Origin of the sequence: Streptosporangium sp. NPDC000509 (assembly GCF_042898365.1) — a bacterium.
GTDB lineage: Bacteria > Actinomycetota > Actinomycetes > Streptosporangiales > Streptosporangiaceae > Streptosporangium.
Genome location: NZ_JBIAYX010000026.1, coordinates 56,963 through 71,891 on the forward strand (window position 1 = coordinate 56,963; position 14,929 = coordinate 71,891).

15 protein-coding genes are annotated in these 14,929 nt (G+C 71.8%); 5 read left to right on the forward strand and 10 right to left on the reverse strand.

Annotated elements, in window-relative coordinates:
• Positions 1 to 61: 61 nt before the first annotated feature.
• From ACFY3D_RS35380 to ACFY3D_RS35390, 3 genes are read right to left on the reverse strand one after another with little or no spacing between them, the layout of a single operon-like run.
• Positions 62 to 1,420 carry an FtsX-like permease family protein gene (locus ACFY3D_RS35380; protein WP_389988035.1) on the reverse strand — a complete coding sequence of 453 codons (1,359 nt, stop codon included), beginning with the start codon at positions 1,418 to 1,420 and terminating at the stop codon, positions 62 to 64.
• On the reverse strand, positions 1,417 to 2,079 hold the full coding sequence (locus ACFY3D_RS35385) for an ABC transporter ATP-binding protein (protein ID WP_389988038.1): 663 nt from the start codon (positions 2,077 to 2,079) through the stop codon (positions 1,417 to 1,419). The genes ACFY3D_RS35380 and ACFY3D_RS35385 overlap by 4 nt, the downstream gene beginning before the upstream one ends.
• Positions 2,072 to 2,596 carry a PadR family transcriptional regulator gene (locus ACFY3D_RS35390; protein ID WP_389988041.1) on the reverse strand — a complete coding sequence of 175 codons (525 nt, stop codon included), beginning with the start codon at positions 2,594 to 2,596 and terminating at the stop codon, positions 2,072 to 2,074. The genes ACFY3D_RS35385 and ACFY3D_RS35390 overlap by 8 nt, the downstream gene beginning before the upstream one ends.
• Before the next feature lie 774 nt (positions 2,597 to 3,370).
• Here ACFY3D_RS35390 and ACFY3D_RS35395 point away from each other — a divergent pair.
• Both ACFY3D_RS35395 and ACFY3D_RS35400 read left to right on the forward strand, forming a co-directional pair.
• Positions 3,371 to 4,198, forward strand: a complete 828-nt coding sequence (locus ACFY3D_RS35395) for a nitroreductase/quinone reductase family protein (protein ID WP_389988044.1) — start codon at positions 3,371 to 3,373, stop codon at positions 4,196 to 4,198.
• A 190-nt stretch (positions 4,199 to 4,388) separates the two neighbouring features.
• Positions 4,389 to 6,035 (forward strand): FAD-dependent oxidoreductase, encoded by a 1,647-nt coding sequence (locus ACFY3D_RS35400; protein ID WP_389988047.1) that lies wholly within the window; start codon positions 4,389 to 4,391, stop codon positions 6,033 to 6,035.
• Positions 6,036 to 6,092: 57 nt separating this feature from the next.
• Here the strand turns inward: ACFY3D_RS35400 and crcB are convergent, their stop codons facing one another.
• The 6 genes from crcB to ACFY3D_RS35430 form a co-directional block, all read right to left on the reverse strand.
• A complete protein-coding gene (gene crcB / locus ACFY3D_RS35405) occupies positions 6,093 to 6,479 on the reverse strand; it encodes a fluoride efflux transporter CrcB (RefSeq protein ID WP_389988050.1) in 387 nt (128 codons plus the stop codon).
• Positions 6,476 to 6,817 (reverse strand): DUF190 domain-containing protein, encoded by a 342-nt coding sequence (locus ACFY3D_RS35410; protein ID WP_362905923.1) that lies wholly within the window; start codon positions 6,815 to 6,817, stop codon positions 6,476 to 6,478. The genes crcB and ACFY3D_RS35410 overlap by 4 nt, the downstream gene beginning before the upstream one ends.
• A complete protein-coding gene (locus ACFY3D_RS35415; RefSeq protein WP_389988053.1) occupies positions 6,814 to 7,335 on the reverse strand; it encodes a fluoride efflux transporter FluC in 522 nt (173 codons plus the stop codon). Before ACFY3D_RS35415 ends, ACFY3D_RS35410 begins: the two co-directional genes overlap by 4 nt.
• A gap of 294 nt (positions 7,336 to 7,629) precedes the next feature.
• Positions 7,630 to 9,276 carry an acetyl-CoA acetyltransferase gene (locus tag ACFY3D_RS35420; protein WP_389988056.1) on the reverse strand — a complete coding sequence of 549 codons (1,647 nt, stop codon included), beginning with the start codon at positions 9,274 to 9,276 and terminating at the stop codon, positions 7,630 to 7,632.
• Between the two features lie 191 nt (positions 9,277 to 9,467).
• The gene (locus ACFY3D_RS35425; protein ID WP_350949394.1) at positions 9,468 to 9,815 is read right to left on the reverse strand and encodes a PRC-barrel domain-containing protein; all 348 of its coding nucleotides are present in this window, start codon (positions 9,813 to 9,815) and stop codon (positions 9,468 to 9,470) included.
• Positions 9,816 to 9,972: 157 nt separating this feature from the next.
• A complete protein-coding gene (locus ACFY3D_RS35430) occupies positions 9,973 to 10,461 on the reverse strand; it encodes an NUDIX domain-containing protein (protein ID WP_389988059.1) in 489 nt (162 codons plus the stop codon).
• A 188-nt stretch (positions 10,462 to 10,649) separates the two neighbouring features.
• On the opposite strand from ACFY3D_RS35430, the gene cobF reads away from it, so the two are divergent.
• From cobF to ACFY3D_RS35445, 3 genes are all read left to right on the forward strand, one after another.
• A complete protein-coding gene (gene cobF, locus ACFY3D_RS35435) occupies positions 10,650 to 11,435 on the forward strand; it encodes a precorrin-6A synthase (deacetylating) (protein ID WP_362905912.1) in 786 nt (261 codons plus the stop codon).
• Positions 11,436 to 11,739: 304 nt separating this feature from the next.
• Positions 11,740 to 12,699, forward strand: a complete 960-nt coding sequence (locus ACFY3D_RS35440) for a putative protein N(5)-glutamine methyltransferase (protein ID WP_389988062.1) — start codon at positions 11,740 to 11,742, stop codon at positions 12,697 to 12,699.
• A 69-nt stretch (positions 12,700 to 12,768) separates the two neighbouring features.
• Positions 12,769 to 13,611 carry a pentapeptide repeat-containing protein gene (locus ACFY3D_RS35445; RefSeq protein ID WP_389988065.1) on the forward strand — a complete coding sequence of 281 codons (843 nt, stop codon included), beginning with the start codon at positions 12,769 to 12,771 and terminating at the stop codon, positions 13,609 to 13,611.
• A gap of 82 nt (positions 13,612 to 13,693) precedes the next feature.
• On the opposite strand, the gene ACFY3D_RS35450 is transcribed toward ACFY3D_RS35445, so the two are convergent.
• A complete protein-coding gene (locus ACFY3D_RS35450) occupies positions 13,694 to 14,884 on the reverse strand; it encodes an MFS transporter (RefSeq protein ID WP_389988068.1) in 1,191 nt (396 codons plus the stop codon).
• Positions 14,885 to 14,929 lie beyond the last annotated feature (45 nt).

The following is a 14,929-nucleotide window of genomic DNA, read 5'->3' on the forward strand; positions in this document are numbered from 1 at the left end:
GCCGTGCCGCGAGAAAGAGAGCGACCCGGCCTTGGCGACGAGTCCGGGACGGCGGCCCTTCTCATTCCTCCCGCAGCCCCTCCGGCCGCAGCGTCCGGCGCAGGATCGGCCGGGCGGCCCGCGCCACCAGCACCGCGGCCAGCACGCCGATCCCCACCATGAGCATCGCCCGAGCGGCGGCGACGGAGAGCGCCGCCGGCAGGTAGATGTCCGCCAGCGACAGGACGACCACTGCCACCCCCGCGACGGCGGCCACGACGCACACCGGCAGCGCCGCGATGAGCGCCTGCCGGGTGAGGATCCGGCCTAGCGCGACGCCGGGCACGCCCGAGGCGGCCAGGGCCGCGAACGAGCGCCGGTGATCCAGCAGGTCCTCCGCCTGGTGCGCCACGAGGGCGGCGGCCGAGGTGACCAGCGCGATCAGCAGAGCGAGGTCGACGAGCAGATAGGCCACCCCCTCCGAGGGTCTGAAGCCGCCCCGGAGAAGGATGTGCCCCTGCTGGGCGCCGACCGCGGAGCCGAAGAACACGGTCAGCCCTACCACCGCCAGCGCGCGGGCCCACCCCCTGGGGTCGGCCCCGACCATCCGGGCGGCCAGCAGGGTCTCCGCCGACCCGGTGCGGTCGCCGATCCGCCGGGCGGCGGCCCTGATCAACCACGAGGCGGCGAGGACCAGGCCGAACATCAGGAGCACCATGCCGGCCAACATGGAAAGCACCGCCGCGTACGGCCCGCCGGGGAATTTGCCCTTGCCGACGAGTCCGGCGACGAACATCACGGCACCCGCCGCGACCAACGCCAGGTCGGACGCCCTGGGACCGGCCGGGGGTGTCCGCCGGACCACGCCCAGCGGTGAGGTCACCACGTTCCGTCCCGCCCTCAGCCCGGACAGCGTCCCGGCGAGCAGCACTACCGCGAGGATCGCCAGGATCTGCGCCGGTGGGACACGGGGCACCGCACCCTCCAGCGACCACGCCGGCACCAGGTGCGCCACCAGGTACAGCGCGACGCCGGACACCCCGCCCAGCAGGGACCGCCACCCGCTCTCGTACGCCCCGAGCAGGCGCACCTCGCGCGGCGTGGCCCCGGCCAGCCGGAGCGCGGCGAGCCTGCGCTCCCTCGTCGCGGTGGCCAGCCGGCTCACCTGATGGACGAAGGCCATGGTGGGCACGACCAGCAGGGCCAGCGCCAGCGCGGTGACGAGCCGTGCGTCCCTGCCGGAGAAGAAGCCGAGATACTCGATCCGCCTCTCGACGAGGAAACCCTCGGGGTCACGCGAGACGCCGAGCCCGAACGCCAGCAGGTTCGCCGCCACGCACAGCAGGAAGGTCGCGAGCGCCGCCCCCGCGACCATGAGACGCCCCCGCACCCGCTCGCGCCGCGACCCGCCCCTGGCGAGCATCCGCATCACGGTGATCACACGGTCACCCCGGCCGTCCTGCCGTCGCGCAGCACGATCTCCCGGTCGGCGTAGGCGGCCACCCGGTTGTCGTGGGTGACGATCACCAGGGTGGTGCCGTCCGCGCGTGCCGTACCGACGAGCTCGTCCATCACCCGTTCACCGGCCAGCGAGTCGAGCGCGCCGGTCGGCTCGTCGGCGAAGACCACTCGTGGACCGGTGACCAGGGCGCGGGCCACGGCGACCCGCTGCAGCTGTCCGCCGGACAGCTCGCCGGGGCGCCGGGCCGCGCAGTCGGCCACCTCCAGCCGTTCCAGCCGGGACCGGGCGGCCAGCAGCGACTCCTGGCGTCCGTGCCGGTTGAACAGCAGCGGCAGCGCCACGTTCTCCTCGGCGGTCAGCTCGGGGACGAGCCCGCCTGACTGGAAGACGACACCGAAACTCTCCCTGCGCAGCGTCGTCCGGTCGGCGTCGTCGAGGGTGTCGACGCGCCGCCCGTCGAAGTGGACCTCCCCCGACTCTGGACGGATGATCCCGGCCAGGCAGTGCAGCAGGGTCGATTTGCCGGAGCCACTCTGGCCGGTGATCGCGACGATCTCCCCGTCGCCGATCTCCAGGGACACGCCGTCCAGCGCGACGGTCCTGCCGAAGGTCTTGCGTAACGCACGTGCCTCAAGCATCGATCTCCTCCTTGAGATCCGCGAGTCGTTCCATGGCCGTCTCGATCCAGCGCAGGTCGGCGTCGAGGTGCTGAAGGGCGTAGTCGGCGGCGAGCGCCTGCGCGGGGGACCCCGAGGCCCGCTCCGCGGTGAGTTCGCGCATCCGCGCCAGGTGGGCGGCGCGCTGCCTGACCAGGTAGCCGTCGGCGGCGCCTCCGGCCACGATCGCCACCACCACGCGCGAGACGAGCGTGCTGGAAACGTGCGGCGCGGGTGTTTCCACCTGCTCCAGCCACCGGGTCAGCTCGGCCAGCCCCTCCTCGGTGAGCGCGTACACCGTGCGCTCGGGACCGCTCTCCCGCACGGTCTCCGCCACCTCGGCGAAGCCGTCCCTCTGCAGTCGCTGCAATGTCGCGTAGACCTGCCCGTACGCGAGCGGCCTGGCGCCCGGCAGGCGCTGGTCGTGCTCGCGTTTGAGTTCGTACCCGTGTTTGGGCCGCTCCGCGAGCAGTCCGAGCATCACGTGTCCTGTAGACATGATCGGGACTATACATTCAATACATACACTGAGCGAATAGAGAAAGGCCGATCATCTCGCGCCGGGGAAGGCGAGCGCCGGCGTCGTTGGAACAGGCCCCGGTAACAGGTGAATCCGCGACGCCGGTCGTCATATCGGCGGGTCCTGCGGCGTCACGCGGAAGGCGTGCGCGTGCTCGGCCCCCAGTCGCGGAAGGCGCACCCAGTCACGGAAGGTACGCGCCGCGTTTCCCGGTGGCCTCCCGTACCCGCAGGGAGTTCTCGCTCGCGGTGACCGGGAAACGCGGCGTTGCTCCGATGCGTTTGTGGCATTACGGTTGACCTTGTGACTGCCGGGTCGGCCTTGGGCCAACAGCGAGTAGGGCACCCGGCCGAGGCGTGAGCCCCGGGCGGGCCAGAGGCCCTCCCCTTCTCTTCCTTCCGCGCTCCCAGCGCGACGTTCCTCCGTGGACGCGACCCGGATCTCTCCTCCGTGGTCTCCGCGTCTCATGTAGCCCGCGCGTGTGATTCCCACCGGTTTCCATGGTCCGGTGGCTTCCACGTCCCGCGTGACGCCCACCTGCTCTCGCGGCACCGGTCACCGCGGGTTTCGCGCCGTTCGTGAACCGGCCCCGGCGATGAATCGCCGACCGGGCCGGTCGCCCGGTGCTCCTTCCTGATTTCCCGCACCACGGTCGCGGTCGCCCCGTGGTGATTTCGTCCTGCCCATCGGACGGTCCTTCGTCATGCCCGCGAACAGTCGCGGGACCATCGATTCCGGAGAAGAAAACAGAGAATGCCCAACGAATTCAACCAGCAGATCATCGAGGAGTTCCGCGCCAACGGCGGGCGGGTCGGCGGCCCCTTCGAGGGGGCTCGGCTGCTCCTGCTCACCACCGTCGGGGCACGGTCCGGCGCCCGGCACACGACCCCGCTCGGCTACCTTCCCGACGGTGGCGCCCGGGTCCTGGTCATCGCCTCGGCCGGGGGCGCGCCGAACCACCCCGCCTGGTTCCACAACCTGGTGGCCGACCCTCTCGTCACGGTCGAGGACGGCATCTTCACCTACCAGGCGCGGGCCGTCGTCCTGGAGGGCGCCGAACGCGACCGCGTCTTCGCCCGCGCGGCCGAGGCCGACCCCGGGTGGGCCGAGTACCAGGCCAAGACGGCGCGTGTCATCCCGGTGGTCGCCCTCCAGCAGGTCGGCGGCGGGCCGCCGAAGGGGGCGTCGGCGGGCGCGACCCTCAGGATGGTCCACGAAGCGTTCCGGCGAGAGCTCGCCCTGATCCGCAAGGAGGTCACCGAGTCGGGTCCCGGACTCGGCGCCCAGCTGCGGGTGAACTGCCTCACCCTCTGCCAGGGGCTGCACAACCACCACACCGGTGAGGACATCGCGCTGTTCCCCTTCCTCGCCGGGAGCCACCCCGAGCTCGCCCCGACCCTAAAGCGGCTGAGCCGGGAACACGAGAAGATCGCGGCCCTCGTCGAGGAGTTGCGGGACGTCATCTCCACCGAGGGCACGGATCCGCTGCCGGTGCTCCCCGAGGTCGAGCGGCTCACGGACGAGCTGGAAAGGCACCTGGTCTACGAGGAGGAGCAACTGCTCCCGATCCTCGGCGCGTAGCACCCCGCCGCCCGCGTACCGGTGACGTTCGCCGTCGGCCGGTACGCGGGTCACCCGCCTGAGGACGCGTCGTGCGCCCGTGTCCGCCCGTCCTCAGGCCCGCCCCCCTCTGTTTGCCGGTTCGGCAACTAAGTTTGCCGGATTCGGGGAGGTGGGCGGAGTATTCACGGCGAACGGAGGTACTACACACATGACCGTACAAGCGGAACAGACCGTGGCCGCCCCCGCGGGTGAGGAGCGGCGCTACGACGTCGTGGTCGTCGGCGGTGGCGCCGCCGGGCTGAGCGGGGCGCTGACCCTGGCCCGTGCGCGGCGTTCGGTGCTGGTGATCGACGCGGGCCGGCCGCGCAACGCTCCGGCGTCCCACGTCCACTCCTACCTGACGCGCGACGGCATGCCCCCCTCGGAGCTGGTGGCCGCGGGACGCGCGGAGGTGACCCGCTACGGCGGCGAGATCATGCAAGGTGACGTCGTGGCGGCCGAGCGCCTGGACACCGGAGGTTTCCGCGTCGCCGTCGACGGCGGGATCTCGGTCGCGGCGGACCGGCTGCTCGTGACCACCGGCCTCGTCGACGAACTGCCCGAGGTGCCGGGCCTGCGGGAACGCTGGGGGCGCGAGGTCCTGCACTGCCCGTACTGCCACGGCTGGGAGGTGCGCGACCAGGCGATCGGCATCCTCGCCACCGGGCCGTTCGCGGTTCACCAGGCCCTGCTGTGGCGGCAGTGGAGCAGGGACGTGACCTTCTTCTCGCACACCGCGCCCGAGTTCGGCGCCGAGGAGTACGAGCAGCTCGCCGCCCGCGACATCGCCGTGGTCGACGGGCCGGTGACGGCGCTGGAGGTGGCGGACGACCGGCTCACCGGCGTACGCCTGGCCGACGGCCGGGTGGTCCCCCTTCAAGCTCTCGTGGTGACCCCGCGCTTCACCGCCCGCTCCGGCCTCCTCACCGGCCTGGGCCTGGAGACGACCGACCAGGAGATGGGCGGGCACGTGTTCGGCAGCTACGTCGCCGCCGACCCGTCCGGGGCGACGGCACTGCCCGGGGTGTGGGTGGCGGGAAACGTCACCGCGCTCACCGAGCAGGTGATCGGCGCCGCCGCGGCGGGCGGGCGTGCCGCCGCCGCGATCAACGCCGACCTGATCGCCGAGGAGACCCGCCGGGCCGTCGCCGCCCGCCGCGACTCCGGCCGGCACGAGCACACGCGGGAGAATGCCGTCCCCGAGGAGGAGTTCTGGGACCTCCGCTACCGCGAGAGCGACCAGATCTGGAGCGGGAACCCCAACGTCGTCCTGGTCCGCGAGATCACCGGTGTGGAGCCGGGCAGTGCCCTGGACCTGGGATGCGGCGAGGGCGCCGACGCGATCTGGCTCGCGCGGCGAGGATGGCGCGTCACCGCCACCGACATCTCCGGTGTCGCACTGGAGCGCGCCGCCCGGCACGCCGCGTCGGCGGACGTCACCGGCCTTGTCGACTGGCAGCGGCACGACCTGGGGGTCTCCTTCCCGCAGGGCGTCTTCGATCTCGTCTCCGCCCACTTCCTGCACTCCCCCGGCGACATGCCGCGAGAGAAGATCCTGCGGACCGCCGCCTCGGCGGTCGCGCCCGGCGGGACGCTCCTCATCGTCGGGCACGCGGGACTCCCCGCCTGGGAGCACAACCCCCATCCCGACGTGCACCTCCCCACCCCGCAGGAGGTGCTGGAAAGCCTGGAGCTTCCGGAAGGAGAGTGGGAGGTGCTGCTCTGCGAGGAACACGAGCGGATCCAGAACGACCCCGAAGGACAGCCCACCACCCGCACGGACAACGTCCTCAAGGTCCGGCGCCTGAAAGGCTGAACTGCGGCCCCTCCCCCTTTCCAGGGCCGGGCGTCTCCCGTGTCTCGTGGAACGGGGTCACGCGACGATCACCTGGGCGAGGGTGAGGCCGAGGAACACCGCGCCGAGACCGGCGGCGACCGAGGCGACGACGTTGACCACGGCGAAGAGGACCGCGCCGGTCTCGGCGAGCCGCAGCGTCTCGTAGGAGAACGTCGAGTACGTGGTCAGCGCCCCGCAGAAACCGGTGCCGAGCAGAAGTTGCACGCCGGGGCCCACCGCGCCGGACAGCGCGACCCCGGTCAGGGCTCCCAGGATCAGCGAGCCGACCACGTTGACGGTGAAGGTGCCCCAGGGGAAGAGCGTGTCGTGGCGGGCCTGCACGGCCCGGTCCGTCAGGTAGCGCAGCGGCGCCCCGACGGCACCGCCGAGCAGCACCACGAGCCAGTTCTGCGGCCCGCTCACGTCGTCGCCCCGGTCCCGGGGCGGACGACCTCGACCTCGTCCAGGGTGGCCAGCCCTTCGGTGAGGAGGTCGTCCAGCCTCGGCAGGAAGGCCCGGATCCGTTCCTCGGTGTCGATGATCGTGACGATCACCGGCAGGTGGTCGGCCATCGACAGCAGCCGGGTGGTGTGCACCATCGAGGTGGCGCCGAAGCCCTCGATGCCGCGGAAGACGGACGCCCCCGCCAGCCCGGCGGCGTGGGCCCGATGCACGATCTCGGTGTACAGGGGTCGGTGGCGCCAGGTGTCCGTGTCGTCGACGAAGATCGTCAACCTCAGTGCCCGGGCGGCTGGAATCATCGCGTTCCCCTCGTCGCTCTCGCCGTCCTCGCCAGGAGCCTGCGGGTGGTCCACGCGCCGGCCGTCACCGCGACCAGGGCCGCGATGACCGTCGCCGCCAGGTAGCCGAGCGCCGGGCCGATCCGGCCGGCGGAGACCAGGCGCTCGATGTCCAGGCAGTAGGTGGAGAAGGTGGTGAAGCCGCCCAGCACCCCGGTGGCCAGGAACGGCCGCGCCCAGCTGGGCGCCGTCCACGCCTCGGTGAGCACGACCATGAGAACGCCGATCAGCAGGCAACCGGCCGCGTTGACCCCGAGCGTCGTCCAGGGGAAGGAACCGGCCGCGGTCGGCCACAGCAGGGCGGCTCCGTAGCGGGCACCCGCGCCGATCGCGCCACCGGCGGCGATCACCACCAGCACGGCGTGATGGGAGCGACGCGACTCGCCGCCCCCGCGCGCACCGGGTGGATCGAGATCGGGATCGATGCCGGGGTCGACGGGCTCGGTCGCCACCGTGAATTTCACCTGGTCCGGACGCATGCCTCTCCCTACGCGCGGGGGGATGCCCGGCATCGCGGGCACCGCCTGTCACGGGTAGGGACCGTTGGCGGCGGGTGCCGCGGTTGGGAGCGGCGGGCCCCACCGCCGCGAGGCCCGCCGGATATCGGCGGGCTCCTCGTGCCAGCCTAGCGCGACCGCCCCGCGATCATCCGTACGGCCGCTCCCCGAGGCCCGTGTCGCGGAAAATCACGGAGAGGGAGCCGTGACACAGCCGGGCGGGCGAGACGGGATCTCATGGCTTGCGGAACCCGCTGCCCTGCGGTGCCACGCTCCTCACGTCCGTTTCGCGGTCGCGCCACCAAGGCCGGCGCGCGGAGCCGCGACGACCCCGGCGGAGTCCCCACCGGTCAAGAGCCGGTCCAGCACGGTGGCATCCGTGCTCACCCGGTTGCCCGCGTCGAAGGAGCGGACGTGGACACGCCTCCCGACGGGCTCGCCGTCGCCGAGCAGGGCGAGCGTCTTCTCGTCGCCGTCGGCGGTCTTCGCCAGGAAGCGGCGGCCGTCGGCCTCGAGTCTCCCGATCACGATGCCGACGCGGGTGCCGTCACGCCGGTGCCTCACGGTGTAGGTCTCGATCGTGCCCCGCCCGTCGGCCCGGACGGCCTGCGGGACGGCGGGCCAGGCGTCGATCTCGGCCTGAAGCTCGGCGCTGCGATCCTGGCGCCACCCGGTGGGGGTGGTCGAGTAGACGCAGACCGAGTACTTGCTCAGCATCCCGCCGTTCGCCCCCACCATGCCGTACGAGCCGGGCCTGGCGCGGAGCCTCTGGACGATCTCGGCTATCGCGTGCGTCGAGTAGTTGTTGCCCGCTCCGCCGAAGAAGGGGAGTCCTCCGGTGACCGTCAGCCCGCGCGGGTCGTCGGCGGCCAGGCCGAGGCCGTCGCAGATGTTGGAGACGGCGATGGGAAAGCAGCTGTACAGGTCGATGGCGTGCAGGTCGTCCACCCCGATGCCCGCCAGGTCCAGGGCGTGCCGGGCGGCCGTCACGGAGGCCGGTCCCGCACCGAGGTCGGCCCGGTCCAGCAGGTCGCGCTCGCGCAGATCGGCGTGGCCGTGCAGGAAGACCCACCTCTGCGCGGGGACGCCGAGACGTCTCGCGTCGGCCACGGACATCAGCAGGACGGCCGCCCCCTGGTTGACCTTCTCGCGCGCGACGAGGTAGCGGGTGTAGGGCTCGGCGATGAGCCGGTTGTCCTCGGTCGGGGTGACCAGTTCCCCGGCGTCGCGTTCGACGGGCGCGGCGGCGTGCGGGTTGGCGGCGGCGACCCTGGTGAACGGGGCGAACAGCGCCCCCATCCCGGCCGCGTACTCCCGCCTCGTCTGCCCGAGGCGGGCCCGGCGCGCGTTGTCGAACAGCGCGTACTGGCTCGGCGCGCCCGCCAGCCCGTGCGTGGCCAGGAACCGGGAGACGAGTCCCTTGAGCCCGTAGCCGCGGTCCTCCAGATCACCTTCGACGGTCTCGCCGAAATCGGGCCTGTCCTCGGCCCCCGCCAGGTGCAGGACCGTCGAGATCGCCTCGGATCCGACGATGAGGGCCACCCGCGAGGACCCGGTCGCGATCGTCGCGGCGAGTTCGTTGACCAGGCGCTGGGGCGCCTGCCCGCCGGCCACCTCCAGGATCGCCCGGCCGGGGTTCGCACCCACCCGGTTCGCGACGGAGCGAGGGTAGTTGGTGGATCTGCCCAGCGGTGCGAGGGCGCCGGGCGCGGAGATCTCGAACTGGCGCACCCCCGCCACGGTGTCGACGGCGGCGGCGACGTCCGCGGGGTTCGCACGGGTATCGGCGAGGGCCTCGCGGACGGCGGCAGCGGCGAGCTCGACGGGTGACAGGCGCCGGTAGTCGCGCTCGCCGATCCGCTCGGACGACTGCCCGACGCCCACGAGCACCGGCGTCCGGGGGTCGAGATCCTCGAAGGTCATCTTCACGCTCCAGCGGATCCGGCGCCGAGGGCGTCACCACCCCGAAGTGATGGTCACCCTGGTCACCCGCGAAAGACAATATTTACAGATAAATATTGTCCTTAAACGATGGAACGTATCTCCCCCTTCACGGGACCATCACGTCAGCGAGCCCCTCCCCGTACGGGGAGGGGCTCGCTGACGGCCGACGATTACAGCGTGCCGGGGCCGTAGTAGCCGCCCAGCTTCTCGCGGTAGTCGGGCTCCCTGTAGGTCGCCTCGTCGAACTCCGGCGCGTCCTTGATCTCCTGCTTGGTGCGCGAGACGTAGATCTTGCGCTCCTGCGGATCGATCTGGTGCACGGTACCGGCCGGCAGCAGCACCTTCTTGCCGAAAATCCAGAACCCGGTGTCGACGACGATGTAGCTGTTGCCCACCGTGTTGCTCTCCTCGTCCACCGAACCGATCTTGCCGTCGGTGGCCTCCACGTCGAACCCCACGAGATCCAGCGCCTGCTCGCCGCTGTAGGTGTCGGGGCGGTAGCTCCACACGTCCGTCATGGTGTTTCTCCTCGTCAGTGAAGGTGGGACAACCGCCCCCTACCCGCCGCGCCCGCGCTAAACGGGCCGTCGGAGATCCCGGACCGGGCCCCCGGCGGCCGCGTCGCCCTCCCTCCGAGGTCGAGAGCCGAATCCACCGGTGCCGACGACCGCGTAATCATTTCGCGGCGAAGTACTCCGCCACGATCCGGGTGTGCAGCGGGAAGGCGAGCTCTCGCGGTCCGTCGATCAGCAGCCACTCCGTCGTCTCGTCCGTCGGCACGACCGGCGGGAGGTCGGCCGCGCTCGTCCGAGGTCCCAGGGCGAAGACCAGCACGGTCCCGTCGGGGGCGCTGAGCACGTCGAGAAGGCGCACGCCGTCCGGGCCGACGACGACCCCCGTCTCCTCGCGAAGCTCCCGGACGGCCGCCTGCTGCCAGGACTCGCCCATGTCGACGAAGCCACCGGGCAGCGCGAGAGCGCCCCGGTGCGGTTCGACGCCACGACGGACCACCAGCAGGCCCTCGTCCACCGGCAACACCATCACCGCGACCGGCAGCGGGTTGAGGTAGGAGGTGTTCCCGCAGCCGGAGCAGGTGCGCGGCCACGCCTGGCCGGGGGCGAAGGCCCTGCCACAGAAGGAGCAGTGTGAGTTCCTGATCGTCACGATCGCGAGACTAGACCAGAACGAGGTCTTGATCCGACTTCTCCCCCCGTACGGGGACCCGCGACGAGATCCCGCGTCATCCCGCGTCGCACCGCCCGGCCGGGGTCTGCCGGGACGGATGTCGAGCCGTACGGCCCGGATGCCGCCCGGCGCGACGTCCTCTTCGCACAGGGGGCAGACTTTCCCGCGTGAAGCGAATCCTCATCATCGGCATCGGCGCGGGAAACCCCGACCACCTCACCCTTCAGGCGGTCAAGGCCATCGCGGCGGCCGACGTGTTCTTCGTCCTCGACAAGGGAGAGGCCAAGCACGACCTCGTCCAACTCCGGCAGGACCTCGTCGACGCGCACGCCCGCGCCCCGTACCGGCTGGTCGAGGCCCGCGATCCCGAGCGCGACCGGACCACCCCCGCCTACGCGGGCGCGGTGGAGGACTGGCGGTCGCGCCGCGCCGACATCTACGAGCGGCTCGTCCGCGACGAACTCGGCGACGACGAGACCGGCGCGTTCCTCGTCTGGGGCGATCCCTCCCTCTACGACAGCACGCTGGCCATCGTCGAGGAGGTCCTCGCCCGGGGCACGGTGCGGTTCGAGTACGACGTCGTCGCCGGCATCAGCAGCGTGTCCGCGCTGGCCGCCCGGCACCGCACCAGCCTGACCCGGGTCGCACGGCCCCTGCACATCACCACGGGCCGCCGCCTGTCGGAGGAGGGACCCGGCGAATCCGACGACATCGACGACATCGTCGTGATGCTCGACGCCCGCAACGCCTTCGCCTCCCTGCCCGACCCCGCCGACTTCGAGATCTACTGGGGCGCCTACCTCGGCACCCCCGACGAGATCCTGGTGGCGGGGCCGGTCGAGGAGGTCGCCGACCGGATCCGCGACGTCCGTGCCGAGGCGAGGGAACGCAAGGGCTGGATCATGGACACGTACCTGCTGAGGCGGGTTCCTCGCGGGAGCTCTCCCTCCTGACGGGAGGTCGCGGCGGGTGGCGCGCGAGGGCCTGTCGTCGGATCGGCCGCGTCGAGGAGCGGTGTCGGCGTTCCGCTCCGGCAGGGGCACGGGGAGTTCGGCAGGACCGAGGTGAGAGCCGCCTCGCCGTAATGTGTTCGTACGGAGGGCGGCTCGGAGGTAGTGTTGCCCTCCAGCAATGGACGTGATCGAGGAGGTGAGACCCATTACCGCTGTGTCAGGTCGGGTGCTCCCGTCTCACGGTCGCGCGGTCCTTCCGGCGTAGGTGACCGAGGGAGCCCCATCGGCATCCCGAAAGGCTCCAATGTCGGCTTTACCGCCGTTTCTCCCCCAACCCGTTGTCGTCGCCAAGCTCCGGGCCGCCGGTTGCGTCTTCGCCGAGGACGAGGCACGGTTACTCCTCTCCACGGCGCGGACGTCGTCCGAACTCGCCGCCATGCTGGACCGGCGGATCTCCGGTCTGCCCCTCGAACACGTTCTCGGCTGGGCGGAGTTCTGCGGGCTGCGGATAGCCGTGGACACCGGGGTCTTCGTTCCCCGGCGCCGCACCGAGTTTCTCGTCCACCAGGCCGTCGCCCTCGCCCACCGAACCGCCGGATCGGCAGATCGGTCCGCCCCCCTCCCCCGCCCCGCCTCCGATCCCCCTGTTTCCTCCGGCTCCGAAAACCTCACCGCTCCCGGCGACCAGGTCCCTCGGCCACGGATCGTCGTCGATCTGTGCTGCGGCTCCGGAGCGGTGGGGGCCGCACTGGTCGCGGCCCTGGAACCGGTCGAGTTGCACGCCGTCGACATCGACCCCGCCGCGGTGCGCTGTGCCCGGCGCAACGTCGCCCCGGACGGCCGGGTGTACGAGGGTGATCTCTACGAGCCGCTGCCCGCCACGCTGCGGGGCCGCGTCGACATCCTGACCGCCAACGCCCCCTACGTGCCCACGGAGGCGATCGGTCTGCTGCCCCCGGAGGCCCGCGTACACGAACCACGGGTGGCACTCGACGGCGGCGCGGACGGGCTGGAGATCCAGCGGCGGGTGACCGCGTCCGCGGCGCGGTGGCTCGCACCGGGCGGTCACCTGCTGATCGAGACGAGCCGACGCCAGGCACCGCGGACCACCGAGGCCTTCGCCCGCAACGGGCTGGTCCCGAGGGTGGTCGAATCCGAGGAGCTGGACGCCACCGTCGTCGTCGGGACCATGCCCCCTCCCTCCGCCCCGCGATCCCGCCCGCGATCGGGAAACAGGCGCGGTCGGATAGGGTTTAGCGGTTGAACCGCTGTTCGCGGCCCTGTTTCAAGGACCGCGAACAGCGCGACCGCCCCGCATGAGGAGATCCCCGCATTGTCCGACAGCCGTGAGCACACGGTCCCCTCCACCGGGGGAGATCGTGCCGATCTGCGAGCCGACTGCGAGAGCTGCTTCGCGCTGTGCTGCGTCGTGCCCGCCTTCTCGGCCTCGTCGGACTTCGCGATCGACAAGAAGGCCGGGCAGGCCTGCCCCAACCTGCTGACGGACTTCCGCTGCGGCATCCACACCCGCCTCAGGGACAAGGGTTTCCGTGGTTGCACCGTCTACGACTGCTTCGGCGCCGGGCAGAAGGTCTCGCAGGTCACCTTCGGCGGGCAGGACTGGCGGCGGGTGCCACAGACCGCGAAGCGGATGGCCGAGGTGTTCCCGGTCATGCGCGACCTCCACGAGCTGCTCTGGTACCTGACCGAGGCGCTCACCCTGCGACCGGCCCTTTCCATCCACGATGAGCTCGGCCTCGCCCTGGAGAGGACCGAACGCCTCACCCGCGACACCCCCGAGGCGCTCGCACGGCTGGACGTGGCGGCACACCGGCGGGAGGTCAACGCCCTGCTGCTGCGCGCGAGCGAGCTCGTACGCGCCGAGGCCGGGCGCGGGAAGAAGAAGGACCGCAGGGGCGCCGACCTCATCGGAGCCAAGCTGAAGGGTGCCGACCTGCGGGGCGCCAACCTGCGGGGGGCCTACCTCATCGGGGCCGATCTGAGGGGCGCCGACCTCAGGACGGCCGACCTCATCGGAGCCGACCTGCGGGACGCGGACCTCTCGGGCGCCGACCTCACCGGGAGCATCTTCCTCATCCAGTCCCAGCTGGACGCGGCCAAGGGTGACGCCCGGACCGCGCTGCCGCCGTCACTCACCCGACCTGCCCACTGGTAGCCCGATCCAGGCTCAGCGGAGGCGGCCGCTCACCTCCGGATGACTCCACGGCCGACCGGCTTCCCCGGGAAAGCCGGATGCTTCACTGCCGGGGCGTCCGCTCCTCCGTACGGCGGGTCAGGGTGGGATACAGGCACGCGGTCGCCACCAGTGACGCGACCCCCGCCAGCGCCATCGCCGCGGAGACCGGTACGAACTCGGCCAGCGTTCCCGTCCCCGAGGCCGCCAGCGCCTGTCCGGCCATCATGCCGCTGCCCGCCAGCCCGAGTGCCTGTCCCCTGACCTGCACGGGCACCGCCGCCACGTAACGCTCCTGCGTGCCCAGGTGCCCGGCGAACCCGAAGGAGGCGACCGCCACCAGCGCCGTCGCCACCCACACGCCCGGTGACAGCGCGAAGAAGAGGTACGGCACCGCCAGCAGCGTGAACAGCGGCACCGCGAGCCGGATCCGCTGCTCGGGAGTGGTCCATCGGCCGACCAGGAGGTCACCCACGAGCATGCCACCGGCCGCCGCGACGAACAGCGCTCCCGCCGCTCCCGACGAGCCGTTCGCGTATGGCACGTAGAGCGCCTCCGCCCCGACGATCAGCCCGTTCGGCACCCACTGCACCAGCAGCAGCCCGCGGATCCGTCGGTCACCCAGCAACTCGGCGTTCACCGCCCATGACTGTCGCCAGACAGCCCGCCCCGACACCCTCGGCGGCCTGGCCCGCAGCCCCAGCCGCTGTGTGAGCGCCACCAGCACGCCGAGCGCCGCGCCCGACCACAGTGCCGCGTACGGCCCGGCCACGGCGAGCAGCGTCCCGGCGAGGGCGAATCCGGTGATCTGCATGGCGCCGACCGCGATGTTCAGGGCCGAGCGGCCCAGCACGTAGCCGTTACCCGGCAGCAGGTCGGCCAGCAGCCCCTGGCGCGCACCACCCGCGACGGCGTCGAACAGCCCGCACGCCATGACCAGCGCCAGCATCCCCCACACCGGCAGCACTCCGAGGGCGAGCATCGCGACCGCGACCGCCCTCGTCAGATCCCACGAGACCAGCAGCGCCCGGGGTGGCAGTCCGTCGGCCAGCCCTCCGAGTGTCAGCGCGCCGACGGCCTGCGGCAGGAAACCCGCGAGGTAGGCGAGCGCGGCCAGGAACGGTGACCCGGTGTGGGCGTAGACGAGCGTGGACAACGCCAGGCTTTCCATGATCTTGCCCATGACGCTCGCGGCCTGCGCGGCGAACAGCGTCCTGAACTGGCCGACGGCGAAGAGCTCCCGATAGGTGTTCACGCACCGGAGCATGCGGGCCGATCCGTGCGGCGGGCTACTGTTTCG